Here is a 12,471-nt window from a genome sequence, read left to right on the forward strand (position 1 = left end):
TTATGGCTTACGACGATCTTCGCTCCCTGCTCCGGGCTCTGGAGCGCGAGGGCGATCTCAAGCGCATCAAGGCCGAGGTCGACCCCTATCTGGAGGTCGGCGAGATCGTCGACCGTGTCAACAAGGCGGGCGGCCCCGCGCTGCTCTTCGAGAACGTCAAGGGCGCGTCCATGCCCCTGGCCATGAACGTCTTCGGGACCGACCGGCGGCTGCTCAAGGCCCTCGGGCTGAAGTCCTACGCCGAGATCAGCGACAAGATCGGCGGGCTCCTCAAGCCGGAGCTGCCGCAGGGGTTCGTCGGCATCCGCGAGGCGTTCGGGAAGCTCGGCGCGGTGACCCACCTGCCGCCGAAGAAGGTGAAGTCCGACAGCGCCCCCGTCCAGGAAGTCGTCCTGACCGGCGACGACGTGGACCTGGACCAGCTGCCCGCGCTCTTCACCTGGCCCGGGGACGGCGGCTCCTTCTTCAATCTGGGCCTCACGCACACCAAGGACCCCGAGTCGGGCATCCGCAACCTCGGGCTCTACCGGCTGCAGCGCCACGACAAGCGCACCATCGGGATGCACTGGCAGATCCACAAGGACAGCCGCAACCACTACCAGGTGGCTGCCAGGCGCGGAGAGAAGCTGCCCGTCGCCATCGCCTTCGGCGCGCCGCCCGCGGTCACGTACGCCTCGACCGCGCCGCTGCCGGGGGACATCGACGAGTACCTCTTCGCCGGCTTCGTCCAGGGCAAGCGGATCGAGATGGTCGACTGCAAGACCGTCCCGCTCCAGGTTCCCGCGCAGGCGGAGGTCGTCATCGAGGGCTGGCTCGAACCGGGCGAGATGCTGCCCGAGGGGCCGTTCGGCGACCACACCGGCTTCTACACCCCGCAGGAGCCCTTCCCCGCGCTGACGATCGACTGCGTGACGATGCGGAAGCGTCCGCTGCTCCAGTCGATCGTGGTGGGACGGCCGCCCACCGAGGACGGTCCGCTGGGGCGGGCGACCGAGCGTTTCTTCCTGCCCCTGCTCAAGATCATCGTCCCGGACATCGTGGACTACCACCTGCCCGAGGCGGGTGGCTTCCACAACTGCGCGATCGTCTCGATCGACAAGAAGTACCCGAAGCACGCCCAGAAGGTCATGAGCGCCATCTGGGGGGCGCACATGATGTCGCTGACCAAGCTGATCGTGGTCGTGGACTCCGACTGCGACGTCCACGATCTGCACGAGGTCGCCTGGCGGGCGCTCGGGAACACCGACTACGCGCGTGACCTGACGGTCGCCGAAGGCCCGGTCGACCATCTCGACCACGCCTCCTACCAGCAGTTCTGGGGTGGCAAGGCGGGCATCGACGCGACGCGCAAGCTGCCCGAGGAGGGGTACACGCGGGACGGGGGCTGGCCGGAGATGGTCGAGTCCGACCCGGAGACGGCGGCGAAGGTCGACCGCCGGTGGAAGGAGTACGGCCTGTGAGTGCATCGGCCTCGGCGGGGGCTGTCCCGCAGCCGCGCGGCAAGTCCCGCGCGTTCCTGCGGCTGGTGATGATCGAGCATTCGGTCTTCGCGCTGCCCTTCGCCTACATCGCCGCGCTGACCGCGATGTTCCGGGTGGACGGGAAGATCCACTGGGGCACGCTCCTGCTCGTGACCATCGCGATGGTCGGGCTGCGTACGTTCGCCATGGCCGCCAACCGGATCATCGACCGGGAGATCGACGCCCGCAATCCGCGTACGGAGGGCCGGGAGCTCGTGACCGGCGCCGTCACGGTGCGGTCCGCGTGGACGGGGGCGATCGTGGCCCTCGCCTTCTTCCTCGGCGCCGCCGCCCTGCTGAACCCCCTCTGTCTGGTGCTGGCACCGGTCGCCGTGGTGCCGATGGTCGTCTACCCGTACGGCAAGCGGTTCACGAACTTCCCGCACGCGATCCTGGGCCTCGCCCAGGCCATCGGCCCGATCGGTGCCTGGCTGGCGGTGACCGGGAGCTGGTCGTGGGACGCGGTGATCCTGGGGCTGGCCGTCGGTGTCTGGATCGGCGGCTTCGACCTGATCTTCGCCTGCCAGGACGTGCGGGCCGACCGGGCCCACGGAGTGCTCTCCTTCCCCGCGCGCTTCGGGATCCCGGCCGCACTCTGGGGTGCGCGGGTCTGCCACGTGGTGACGACCGGGCTGCTGGTGTGGTTCGGGCTGGCGACGGACGCGGAGATCTTCTACTGGATCGGCATGGTGATCGTCGCCGTGGCCTTCGTGTACGAGCACCGGGTCGTGCGGCCGCACGACCTGTCCCGGCTCAACCGCGCCTTCTTCTCGGTCAACGGCTTCATCGGGATCGCGCTCTTCGCCTGCGCCCTGCTCGACCTGCTGGTGCGCGGCCTCACACCGTGACGTAGCCCTCGGGCTCCTTCGGGCGACGGGGCCGGCGGAAGAGGAACGCCGCCGCCACCCCGCCCACGAGCCCGAAGAGGTGGCCCTGCCAGCTGATGCCGGAGTCGGTCGGCAGCACGCCCCAGAGCAGGGAGCCGTAGACCGCGGCCACGATCACGCCGACGACGATGTCCAGCGGGCTGCGGTCCACGAAGCCGCGGACCAGCAGATAGCCGAGCAGGCCGAAGACCACGCCCGATGCCCCGAGGGTGACCGTGTCCGGTGGCGCGGTGAGCCAGACGCCGAGACCGCTCGTCACGATCACCACGAGGACCACGGACGCGAACCTCGCCGCCCCGCCCAGCGCGGCTATGAAGCCCAGGACCAGCAGCGGGACGCTGTTGGACGCCACGTGTTCCCAGCCGCTGTGCAGAAACGCCGACGGCACGATGTCGGCCAGCTCCGCGGGCTCGCGCGGGCTGATGCCGTGGGTGTCGAGGGAGTGGCCCGTCGCCGTGTCGATGCCCTCCAGCAGCCACAGGAGCGCGATCCAGGCGAGCATCACCGCGCCGGCGGTGACGGCCCGTGCGGTGGCGCTCGCGCGTGTGCCCTTCATGGTCACCCCCTGTTCATGGCCGTTCTCTCATCCGTTGCAACGTCCGAGGGCCCTGACTCGGTTCCTGGAGCGGGGTGCCGGATAGGCTCGGCGATGTGAGAGCCGGGATTTCGATGAGTCAGACGCAGCGCAGGCCTTGGATTGTCGGGGTATCGGGCGCATCGGGCACGCCCTTCGCTGCCTCGGTGCTACGCGGACTGCTGGCCGCGGGGGAGAGTGTCGATCTGGTGGTCAGCCGTGCCTCACGGCTGACGCTGCTGGACGAGACGGGGATCGCCTTCCGTGACGCCCACTGGCAGGAGGACCTGCGGAACTGGCTGGCGCGGGGCGCGGACGGGAAGCCGGACACCTTCGGGCCCGACATCGGCGGAGTGCGCCACTGGGCGGCCGGAGACCTGGCGGCCGGGCCGTCCTCGGGGTCGTATCCGGCGAAGGGGATGCTGATCGTCCCGGCGTCGACGGCGTGTGTGGCCGGGGTGGCGCTCGGGCTCTCGAAGGACCTGCTCCAGCGGGCCGCGAGCGTGACGCTCAAGGAGCGGCGGAAGCTGGTCGTGACCGTGCGCGAGACCCCGCTCAGCGGCTCGACGCTGAAGCAGATGGTCGCGCTCGACGAGGCGGGCGCCGTGGTGCTGCCCGCCTCTCCGGCGTTCTACGCGGGGGCGACGCACATCCAGGACCTGGTGGACTTCGTCGCCGGGCGGGTGCTGGACGCGGCGGGAGTGCCGCACCAGCTGTACCGCCGGTGGGAGGGGGAGCTCGGTGGCGCCTCCCGGGACTGAACCGGCCGGGTCAGCGCTTCTTGCGGCCCAGGAGAGGGGTGCGGGTGCGGTCGGCCCGGTGGGCGGTGGCGGACTGGTGGGCACGCGAGCGGTTGGCCAGGTCCTGCATCTCGCGCATCCGGGCGTAGGCCATCTCGATCGTGTACACGGTGAAGTCACTCCTGAAGATTCGAAAGCTTTTCTTGGATGATGAAGAACATTTGCAGGGTCTGACCCTGTCACGCCTTAGATTCTACACGTAAGCTTGCGGTACTGTTGAACAATGGAAGGTTCCAGTCATATGGACGCGGTGGACAGGCAGCTCATCCAGGCCCTCAGAGAGAACGGCAGGGCCTCGTACGCCGAGCTGGGACGGCTCGTAGGGCTCTCCGGGCCCAGCGTCACCGACCGCATCAACCGGCTCGAAACCGCCGGCGTCATCACCGGTTACCGCGCGACCGTCGACGCCGCCTCGCTGGGGCTCGGCGTCACCGCGCTGATCGGCATCTCCCTCTCCGACGCCGCCGACCACGAGGACGTCGCGCACCGGCTGAAGGACCTCGCCGAGATCGAGGACTGCTGGTTCATCGCGGGCGACGACTCGTTCATGCTCAAGGTGCGGGTGGGTGACGTGGACGGCCTGGAGAGGACGATCCGCAGGCTCAGCGGCACGAGGGGCGTGTCCCGGACCCGTACGACGGTGGTGCTCTCCACCAAGTGGGAGAACCGGGTGGGGGAGCTCCCCGAGGAGGAGTGACGCGGAGCGGCGGCGGAGGTCCCCCCGCGGGGGAGGGCGGGGGTCCTCCACCGGAAGGGCGGGGGAGTAACGTGGGCCGTCTGATCTGTTACACGGAGATATGGGAGGCGCCCTAGTGGACGCGGGACTCAAGCGCGAGCTGGAGGAGAAGGTCCGGGCCGGCGAGCGGCTGACCCGCGAGGACGGGATCGCGCTCTACGAGTCCGACGACCTCGCATGGCTCGGCGGGCTGGCCCACGAGGTGCGTACGAGGAAGAACGGCGACGTCGTCCACTTCAACGTCAACCGCCACCTCAACATGACCAACGTGTGCACCGCGTCCTGCGCGTACTGCTCGTTCCAGCGCAAGCCGGGCGAGAAGGACGCGTACACCATGCGCATCGAGGAGGCCGTCCGCCTCGCGAAGGCGATGCAGGGCGAGAACCTCACCGAGCTGCACATCGTCAACGGGCTGCACCCCACCCTGCCGTGGCGCTACTACCCGCGATCGCTCAGCGCGCTCAAGGAAGCTCTGCCGGAGGTGGCGCTCAAGGCGTTCACGGCGACGGAGATCCACCACTTCGAGACGATCTCGGGGCTCTCCGCCTCCGAGATCCTCGACGAGCTGATCGAGGCCGGTCTGGAGTCCCTGACCGGCGGCGGCGCGGAGATCTTCGACTGGGAGGTCCGCCAGCACATCGTCGACCACAGCACCCACTGGGAGGACTGGTCGCGCATCCACCGCCTCGCGCACGAGAAGGGTCTCAAGACCCCGGCGACGATGCTGTACGGGCACATCGAGGAGCCCCGTCACCGCGTCGACCACGTGTTGCGGCTGCGGGAGATGCAGGACGAGACCGGCGGCTTCCAGGTCTTCATCCCGCTGCGCTACCAGCACGACTTCGTGGACATGAAGGACGGCAAGGTCCGTAACACCCTCCAGGCGCGGACGTCGATGGCGACCGGCGCCGAGGCCCTCAAGACCTTCGCCGTCTCGCGTCTGCTCTTCGACAACGTCCCGCACGTCAAGGTGTTCTGGGTGATGCACGGAGTGCAGACGGCGCAGCTCGCGCTCCAGCACGGTGCGGACGACATGGACGGCTCGGTCGTCGAGTACAAGATCACGCACGACGCCGACGACTACGGCACCCCGAACAAGCTCGGCCGCGAGGACCTGCTGGACCTCATCCGGGACGCGGGCTTCCGGCCCGTGGAGCGCAACACCCGGTACGAGATCCTGCGCGAGTACCCGGGTCCGGACGCCGGCCGGCGCGAGACGCCGCAGCCGATGCGGGTCTGAGGTTCCGCCCGTCGGGCACCGGGTGCGGGTGCCCGAGGCGTCCCGTTGTCCGGAAGCCCCGGCCCGCCGTCCCCGGGCCGGGGCTTTCTCGCGTGGTGGACGCGGTTTGAAGAGCACTTCTCGTAATAGTTAATCTGCGTGCATGGCGCTTACCTTCACCGTGGACCCCACATTCGACCGGCCCCTGCGGGACGGGATCACCGCGCTCTGGACCGACGTCAGCAACGCGGGCGGAGCCGTCGGCTTCGTGCCGCCCGTCACCGAGGACGATGTCCGGCCCGAACTGGTCAAACACCTCGCCGCGATGGCCGAGGGCCGCACCCACCTCGTCATCGGCCGCGACGAGGACGGCACGGTCGCCGCCACCGCCTTCCTCATCCACAACACCCACCGGCTGATGCGGCACTGGATCGGCGCCTACACGGTGATGGTCCACCCGCGCCACCAGGGCAAGGGCTTCGGCCGCGCCCTGATGGCGGCCACGGCCGACGCCGCCCAGGGGCTGGACGGCATCGACGCCATCCGGCTCACCTGCCGCGGCGGCACCGGGGCGGACCGCTTCTACGCCTCCTGCGGATACAAGGAGGTGGGCCGGGTCCCGAACGCCATCCGGGTCTCCGAGGACGACTACCGCGACGACGTCATCATGCTGCTCCCGCTCTTCCGGTAGGCCTCCGATAGGAGTGCGGGGAGCAACCCAGCGAACTGATCGAATTCGGGGCATGCTTCACTGGTCGGGCAGGATTCCAGACTGCACGACCGCAGGAACGTCGGACGTAGAGAGAAGGCCAGCCGTGTCCGCTGCCAAGCCGAGCGCAACGATCCGGTACACCGCCATGCGCCTGCTGATTTTCGTGGGCTGCTTCTTCGTCGCCGGCGTGGCGGTCCACTTCGGCGTGCTGCCCTCGGGCGTCGGCGGATCCAACGTCGTCTGGGTCCTCCTGCTCGGCCTGCTGCTGTCCGCACCCCTCAGCTTCATCCTGCTGCGCAAGCAGCGCGACGAGATGTCCGAGCAGATCGTCTCGTCGGTCGACCGGACCAAGGCCAGGCTCGAGGCGAACCGCACCCGCGAGGACAGTGTCGCCCGGTAGGCGCCGCGTAAGCTTCCTCACACCCGCACTTCGTACGAAACGAGCCCCGGACCGGAGCAGCCGCTCCCGGACCGGGGCTTCGGCGTGTCCGGGACCCCCGAGGGCAGAGTTGATCAAGAAGTGGACCTTTGAGGTTCTCAAAGTTGCAGTGTTAACGTATTCGACATGATGACCGCAGTGCGCACCCGTCACGCCTTGGGCGTCCCGCTCGTGGCGCGCCTGCACATCGATCTCTGCCGCTGTATGTCCGCGGTCTGTTGCCGCAGCGTCTGACCGGCATCATGCAGCGGCGCCGCCCCTGACGCGGGCGCCGCACCCCCGTCCCCCTGTTCGACCGCACGACCGTACGTCTGTCTCCGTACGTCCCGATGCGTCACATCTGGAGTGTGTCCGTGTCCGCGAATTCCGCGTCCCCCGCCGAGACCGAAGCCGGCAAGCCGTCCGGTTCCGGTTTCCGCCTGCCCAGCATTCCGTTCTGGATACAGATAGTCGCCGGTCTGGTACTCGGCGTGCTGCTCGGCTGGATCACCCGCAGCTTCGAGATCGGCTGGCTCTACACCACGCTCGACCAGGTCGGCCACATCTTCGTCCAGCTGCTGAAGCTGGCCGTCGCGCCCCTCGTCTTCTTCGCGATCCTGGTCTCGATCACCAACCTGCGCAAGGTCAACAACGCCGCGAGGCTGGCGACCCGCACGCTGCTCTGGTTCATGATCACCTCGTTGATCGCCGTCGCCATCGGCCTCGCGATCGGCCTGGTCACCAACCCGGGCGCCGGTACCGGCCTCACCCCGAAGGACGGCGCCAAGCCCGAGAGCGCCGGTTCCTGGCTCGACTTCCTCACCGGCATCATCCCCACCGACGTCATCACGCCGTTCACCGAACTGAACGTCCTGCAGATCGTCTTCATGGCAGCCGTCGCCGGTATCGCCGCGCTCCAGCTCGGTGAGAAGGCCGCGCCGATCCTCTCCTTCAGCGAGTCGATCCTGGCGCTCCTGCAGAAGGCTCTGTGGTGGGTCATCCGCCTCGCCCCCATCGGCACCGTCGGCCTCATCGGCTACGCCATCGCCGACTACGGCTGGGACCTGATCGGCAAGTACGCCACCTTCACCGCGGACGTCTACATCGGCTGCGCCCTGGTCATGTTCGGCGTCTACCCGCTGCTGCTCGCCACGGTCGCCAAGGTCAGCCCGCTGCAGTTCTTCAAGGGTGCCTGGCCCGCGATCCAGCTGGCCTTCGTCTCCCGCTCCTCGGTCGGCACCATGCCGGTCACCCAGCAGGTCACCGAGCGCCTCGGCGTCCCGAAGGAGTACGCCTCCTTCGCGGTCCCGTTCGGCGCCACGACCAAGATGGACGGCTGCGCCGCGATCTACCCGGCGCTGGCGGCGATCTTCATCGCGCAGATCTTCGACGTCCAGCTGGGCATCGGTGACTACATCCTGATCGCGTTCGTCTCGGTCATCGGCTCGGCGGCCACCGCCGGCCTCACCGGCGCCACGGTCATGCTGACCCTCACCCTGTCGACCCTGGGCCTCCCGCTGGAGGGTGTGGGCCTGCTGCTCGCCATCGACCCGATCCTGGACATGATGCGCACCGCCACGAACGTGGCGGGACAGGCTCTGGTCCCGGTGATCGTCGCGGCCCGCGAGAAGATCCTCGACCACGACGCGTACAACTCCGCGTCGGCCTCCCCGGTCGTGGCGCCCGAGGTCCGCGACGCGGAGCCGAAGGGCGTCCCCGTAACGGCCTAGCGACACCGCGCCCCGCGCGAATAACCGCCCCGTCCCCGGCTCCCGCCGGGGGCGGGGCGGTTTCGTGCGTCCGGGTCAGGTGCCCAGTACGTCCATGAGGTGGTCGTCCAGTTCGGCGACGAAGTTCTCACGACGCCAGGGGCGGAGCTCGGTCCGCGCGCGGCGCAGGCGGATGGCCGGGACGCGCCCGCCGGTGGTGACCGCCGCCAGCACGCATTCATGCAGGAGGTCGGCGGCCGAGCGGGGATCGCCCATCTTGATCCGGGCGAGCGCCTGATCCGTCGTCACGATCGTACCGGCCGCATCTGCGTGTCGGGGACGGCGAGCAGCCGTGGCCCGGCACGGGGCCGATGGACCGGCTGATCGCGACCTGCGCTCTCCGGTACGTCCCACATGCCCTCGTCCGGCAGGTCAGGACCGGCGGCGTCGTCGTCGCCCCGCTCGCGCGGGACTTCTGGTCCGGCGCCCTGGTCCGGCTCCAGGTCCAGGAGGACGGCTCCGCGCTCGGGCCCTTCTGCGGTGGTGCGTCGTACATGCCGATGCGGGCCCACCGTGCCGGCCCGCATCAGGTCGACGGAGCGGGGGGCCGGGCTCGCGCCGCGGGCGTGGATCCGGCCCGGCTCCTCACGCTCGGGTTCGCGCTGTACGCCGGGGCCCGGCTGCCCGGCGTACGCCTCACCCACCAGCGAACCGCCGAGGGCGCCCAGGTGTGGGTGACCCGCGCGGACGGGGCTGCTGCTACGGCCGCGACCGGAGGGGAGGTCCGGCAGTACGGCCCCGGGCTCCTCTGGGAGGACATCGAGCAGACCTGGCTGGAGTACGAGGCCCTCGGCCGGCCCGGTCACGACCAGTTCGGGTTGACCGTGACCGACCGGGGGCAGCGCGTCCGGCTCCGCGATCCGCACGTGGTGATCGAGGCTGTCCGGGTCTGAGGACGGACGGGCCCCGGTTCGAGTCAGGGGTTGTTGAAGACCACCTCGGGATTGCCCGGCGTCGGGCCGTCCAGGAGCCGCTGGTGCCGGCCCTTCAGGTGCTGGTCGAGGAAGGCGGCGACGTAGGTCCGGGTGATCCCCGTCGAGCGGGCACCGGAGAGGGGGGCCGTGGGGTCCACCGGGAGGCCCGCCTGCTCGGCCAGGTACGGGGTGTCGGTGAAGGTGAAGTGCCCCGAGTCCTTGACGGTCAGCCAGCGCTTCCAGCCGTCCAGTTGCTTCCAGCCGTCGTTCCAGGAGGTGTCCGTGGTGCCGGGCCTGTGGCGGGCGTCGGTGCCCAGCATCATGAACGGGCGGCCGCCCAGGCCGGTGGCCGGGATCTCCTCGAAGAAGGTGCCGTCCATGTTGATCCCGGCGTCCACGCGGGAGTCGGCGAGCATCGTGGAGGCTGCCGCGCTGCCGCCGATGGAATGGCCGACTGCCGCGACCCGGCGCGGGTCGATCATGCGGGCGTGGTCCCGGACGGGACGGTGGCCGGTCAGCCGGTCCAGTACGAAGGCGAGGTCGGCGGCCCGCCCGGTGGAGACCCTCTTCCGCAGTGCCCGTGCCGCCGCCTCGTCCGGTGTGGCGTTGTCCGCGTCGCAGGCGGCGCAGGTGAGTATCCGCCCACCGGGGAAAGAGGTCCCGGTGGACTCGTACGCGTGGTCCACGCTCGCCACGACGTAGCCCCGGCTCGCGAGGTCCTCGGCGAGGGAGGTCAGAGTGGCGCGCGGTGTGCCGAAGCCGGGGGAGAGCAGTACCAGGGGGAACCGGCCCGGGGCGGGGCGGGCGTCCAGGCGGGCGTGGGTGGTGGCGGAACTGACGGCGGTGGCGGGCACGACGTCCTCCAGCCCGCGCTGCACCAGCATGAGCCGCGCTTCCTCCGTGCTCATGTACGGGGCGGAGGCGCCGGTGCTGCCGGGGCGGGCGGGGTGGTGGAGCGACACCATCAGCTCCCGGGCCCCCGCCGCAGGGACCCAGGGGTCGGTGCGGCTGCGGTCCACGAGGTGCAGCACCTCGGCTCCGACGGCGTACGGTCCGGTGGGGTGCGGCAGTTCGAGTGCGGCGGCGGTCGCGGTCGGAGCGGATGTCCTCGCGGGGCCCGATAACGCGTGGGCGGTGGCGACGGGTGGGGCCAGGAGGAGCATGGTGGTGAGGGCGGCAGCGGCCATCGTGGATACGCGTGGTCTGATCGTCATGTACGGGACACTAGACGGCGGAATCGGGCGAAAGCATCGGTCCGAGGTGTGACCCCCGTAGGGGACCAGGGATGTACGAAGCGCCGCTCCATGGTCCTGTGGGACGACTGCCGGCCAGGGCGGGCCTCGCCGTCTCCCGTCCGCACGGTGGGCCGCGCCGTACTCTTACCGGGGAGTTCGCAGCGGGGGGTGGGAGGGACGTCTGACGTGAGTGCAGTGAAGAGCAAACGCATGCCGCGCGCGGTGCGTGAGCAGCAGATGATGGACGCGGCCGTGCGGACGTTCGCGCAGCGTGGTTACCGGGCCGCCTCGATGGACGAGATCGCCGAACTGGCCGGTGTGTCCAAGCCCTTGGTCTACCTGTATCTGAACTCCAAGGAGGAGCTCTTCACCGCGTGCATCCGCCGCGAGTCGAAAGCGCTGGTGGAAGCCGTGCAGGCAGGGGTGGAGCCGGGGCTTCCGGCCGATCGGCAACTGTGGTCGGGGCTGCGGGCGTTCTTCACGCACACCGCGGAGAACCCGGACGGCTGGGCCGTGCTGCACCAGCAGGCCAGCTCGCACGGGGAGCCGTTCGTCAGCGAGGTGGGAGCGCTGCGCAAGGAGATCGTTGCGTTCGTGACGGGTCTGATCGGTGCGGCGGCGCGTGAGGCGCACCGCGATCGCACGCTGCCCGACCGGGATGTGGCGGGGCTCGCACAGGCGCTGGTGGGGGCGGCGGAGGCGCTCGCCGGATGGGCGAACGCCACTCCCGGCGTCTCGGCCAAGGAGGCCGCCACCACCCTGATGAACTTCTCGTGGGCCGGCCTGGAGAACCTCATGCACGGGCGTGGCTGGCAGTCCCGGGGGGACTGAGGGCTCATACCTCCCGGGTCACGCGGCCGGTGAGGTGGACGCGGCTGCCGCCCCGCACCTGGAAGGCGACGCCGTCGGCTGCGTAGGTGACGGTGGACGGCAGGGGGACGGGGGCCCTGAAGTCCGCCCGCACGGAACGGATCCGGCCCGGCTCATCCGCAGCGTTCCCGCCTCCGGCCTCCGCCAGGCAGCGGGCCACGGTCCACATCCCGTGTGCGATGTGCCGGGGGAAGCCGAAGAGGCGTGCCGTCACGGGGTGCAGGTGGATGGGGTTGCGGTCACCCGAAGCGGCTCCGTACCGCCGCCCGAGGCCGGCGGGCAGCCGCCACTCGGCGACGGCGGGCAGCTCCGGGGGCGCGGCCGGTGGGGCGGGGGGCGTGGCCGGTGGAGTCGTCGCCGCTCCGGTCGGGTGGCGGGACAGGTATCCGCTGCGGGACTCCCAGACGAGTTCGCCCGCGAGGCGCGCCTCGGTCACCACCGTGACCTCGGTGCCGCGGCGGTGTGGCGACAAGCCGGCCGCGTACACGGTGAGTTCGAGCTCGTCCGTGGGGTGCAGCGCCCGGTGCCCGGTGATCTCGATCCAGGTGTGGACCAGTCCCAGAACCGGCAGAGGGAAGTCGTGGGCCGTCATCAGCCGCATGGCGGCCGGGAAGCCCAGCACGTGCGGATAGGTGAGCGGCAGCGGGCCGGATTCGGCGAAGCCGCAGACCCTGCTGTAGGCGGCGAGCGGGCCGGGCGGGACGCGTCCGGGTGGGAGTATCTCGCGGCCGGCCGGCAGCGTGGCGCCGGGGCGTCCGGCTCGCTTGAAGGGGGAGGTGACGGCTCCGCGGACGAGGGACATGCTCAGGCCGGTCAT

General features: G+C 70.2%; 14 protein-coding genes and 1 pseudogene. 10 read left to right on the top strand and 5 right to left on the bottom strand.

Going from position 1 to position 12,471, the window contains the following annotated elements:
• Window positions 1–2 precede the first annotated feature (2 nt).
• Window positions 3–1,460, top strand: coding sequence for a menaquinone biosynthesis decarboxylase (locus ABZ441_RS19665; RefSeq protein ID WP_358975500.1), 1,458 nt, complete (start codon window positions 3–5; stop codon window positions 1,458–1,460).
• Complete coding sequence (gene mqnP, locus ABZ441_RS19670; protein WP_358975502.1) at window positions 1,457–2,368, top strand: menaquinone biosynthesis prenyltransferase MqnP; 912 nt, start codon at window positions 1,457–1,459, stop codon at window positions 2,366–2,368. Before ABZ441_RS19665 ends, mqnP begins: the two co-directional genes overlap by 4 nt.
• On the opposite strand, the gene ABZ441_RS19675 is transcribed toward mqnP, so the two are convergent.
• Window positions 2,358–2,963 (bottom strand): rhomboid family intramembrane serine protease, encoded by a 606-nt coding sequence (locus tag ABZ441_RS19675; protein ID WP_358975504.1) that lies wholly within the window; start codon window positions 2,961–2,963, stop codon window positions 2,358–2,360. The two genes, mqnP and ABZ441_RS19675, sit on opposite strands and share 11 nt — an antisense overlap.
• Window positions 2,964–3,076: 113 nt before the next feature.
• On the opposite strand from ABZ441_RS19675, the gene ABZ441_RS19680 reads away from it, so the two are divergent.
• Window positions 3,077–3,742, top strand: a complete 666-nt coding sequence (locus tag ABZ441_RS19680; RefSeq protein ID WP_358975507.1) for a UbiX family flavin prenyltransferase — start codon at window positions 3,077–3,079, stop codon at window positions 3,740–3,742.
• A 10-nt stretch (window positions 3,743–3,752) separates the two neighbouring features.
• Here the strand turns inward: ABZ441_RS19680 and ABZ441_RS19685 are convergent, their stop codons facing one another.
• Window positions 3,753–3,890, bottom strand: a complete 138-nt coding sequence (locus ABZ441_RS19685) for a hypothetical protein (RefSeq protein WP_358975509.1) — start codon at window positions 3,888–3,890, stop codon at window positions 3,753–3,755.
• A gap of 132 nt (window positions 3,891–4,022) precedes the next feature.
• On the opposite strand from ABZ441_RS19685, the gene ABZ441_RS19690 reads away from it, so the two are divergent.
• The 5 genes from ABZ441_RS19690 to ABZ441_RS19710 all read left to right on the top strand — a co-directional run bounded on the left by ABZ441_RS19690 (window position 4,023) and on the right by ABZ441_RS19710 (window position 8,596).
• A complete protein-coding gene (locus ABZ441_RS19690) occupies window positions 4,023–4,478 on the top strand; it encodes an Lrp/AsnC family transcriptional regulator (RefSeq protein ID WP_053928892.1) in 456 nt (151 codons plus the stop codon).
• A 115-nt stretch (window positions 4,479–4,593) separates the two neighbouring features.
• Window positions 4,594–5,757, top strand: coding sequence for an aminofutalosine synthase MqnE (gene mqnE, locus ABZ441_RS19695; RefSeq protein WP_358975661.1), 1,164 nt, complete (start codon window positions 4,594–4,596; stop codon window positions 5,755–5,757).
• Window positions 5,758–5,899: 142 nt separating this feature from the next.
• Window positions 5,900–6,427, top strand: a complete 528-nt coding sequence (locus ABZ441_RS19700; protein ID WP_358975512.1) for a GNAT family N-acetyltransferase — start codon at window positions 5,900–5,902, stop codon at window positions 6,425–6,427.
• A gap of 124 nt (window positions 6,428–6,551) precedes the next feature.
• The gene (locus ABZ441_RS19705; protein WP_358975515.1) at window positions 6,552–6,848 is read left to right on the top strand and encodes a DUF4229 domain-containing protein; all 297 of its coding nucleotides are present in this window, start codon (window positions 6,552–6,554) and stop codon (window positions 6,846–6,848) included.
• A gap of 392 nt (window positions 6,849–7,240) precedes the next feature.
• Entirely contained in the window at window positions 7,241–8,596 is a 1,356-nt protein-coding gene (locus ABZ441_RS19710) for a dicarboxylate/amino acid:cation symporter (protein WP_358975518.1), read from the top strand.
• Window positions 8,597–8,671: 75 nt separating this feature from the next.
• On the opposite strand, the gene ABZ441_RS19715 is transcribed toward ABZ441_RS19710, so the two are convergent.
• Complete coding sequence (locus ABZ441_RS19715; RefSeq protein ID WP_358975521.1) at window positions 8,672–8,884, bottom strand: hypothetical protein; 213 nt, start codon at window positions 8,882–8,884, stop codon at window positions 8,672–8,674.
• 5 nt (window positions 8,885–8,889) lie between these two features.
• Here ABZ441_RS19715 and ABZ441_RS19720 point away from each other — a divergent pair.
• Window positions 8,890–9,528 (top strand): annotated as a pseudogene (locus tag ABZ441_RS19720) (methyltransferase); the annotation flags it as partial.
• 23 nt (window positions 9,529–9,551) lie between these two features.
• Here the strand turns inward: ABZ441_RS19720 and ABZ441_RS19725 are convergent.
• Window positions 9,552–10,763, bottom strand: coding sequence for an alpha/beta hydrolase (locus ABZ441_RS19725; protein ID WP_358975524.1), 1,212 nt, complete (start codon window positions 10,761–10,763; stop codon window positions 9,552–9,554).
• Window positions 10,764–10,994: 231 nt separating this feature from the next.
• Between ABZ441_RS19725 and ABZ441_RS19730 the strand changes: the two genes are divergently transcribed.
• Window positions 10,995–11,615, top strand: a complete 621-nt coding sequence (locus tag ABZ441_RS19730; RefSeq protein WP_358975664.1) for a TetR/AcrR family transcriptional regulator — start codon at window positions 10,995–10,997, stop codon at window positions 11,613–11,615.
• Window positions 11,616–11,619: 4 nt separating this feature from the next.
• Here ABZ441_RS19730 and ABZ441_RS19735 read toward each other — a convergent pair whose 3' ends face one another.
• The gene (locus ABZ441_RS19735; RefSeq protein WP_358975527.1) at window positions 11,620–12,471 is read right to left on the bottom strand and encodes a MaoC/PaaZ C-terminal domain-containing protein; all 852 of its coding nucleotides are present in this window, start codon (window positions 12,469–12,471) and stop codon (window positions 11,620–11,622) included.

Origin of the sequence: Streptomyces sp. NPDC005752, from assembly GCF_040630715.1 — a bacterium.
Taxonomy (GTDB): Bacteria; Actinomycetota; Actinomycetes; order Streptomycetales; family Streptomycetaceae; genus Streptomyces.

Bases quoted from the DNA above. Each gene is read 5' to 3' on its own strand.
- ABZ441_RS19665 (WP_358975500.1), top strand. From the start codon at position 3: ATGGCTTACGACGATCTTCGCTCCCTGCTCCGGGCTCTGGAGCGCGAG.
- ABZ441_RS19675 (WP_358975504.1), bottom strand. From the start codon at position 2,963: ATGAAGGGCACACGCGCGAGCGCCACCGCACGGGCCGTCACCGCCGGC.
- ABZ441_RS19680 (WP_358975507.1), top strand. From the start codon at position 3,077: ATGAGTCAGACGCAGCGCAGGCCTTGGATTGTCGGGGTATCGGGCGCA.
- ABZ441_RS19690 (WP_053928892.1), top strand. From the start codon at position 4,023: ATGGACGCGGTGGACAGGCAGCTCATCCAGGCCCTCAGAGAGAACGGC.
- ABZ441_RS19700 (WP_358975512.1), top strand. From the start codon at position 5,900: ATGGCGCTTACCTTCACCGTGGACCCCACATTCGACCGGCCCCTGCGG.
- ABZ441_RS19725 (WP_358975524.1), bottom strand. From the start codon at position 10,763: ATGACGATCAGACCACGCGTATCCACGATGGCCGCTGCCGCCCTCACC.
- ABZ441_RS19730 (WP_358975664.1), top strand. From the start codon at position 10,995: ATGCCGCGCGCGGTGCGTGAGCAGCAGATGATGGACGCGGCCGTGCGG.
- ABZ441_RS19735 (WP_358975527.1), bottom strand. From the start codon at position 12,471: ATGACCGGCCTGAGCATGTCCCTCGTCCGCGGAGCCGTCACCTCCCCC.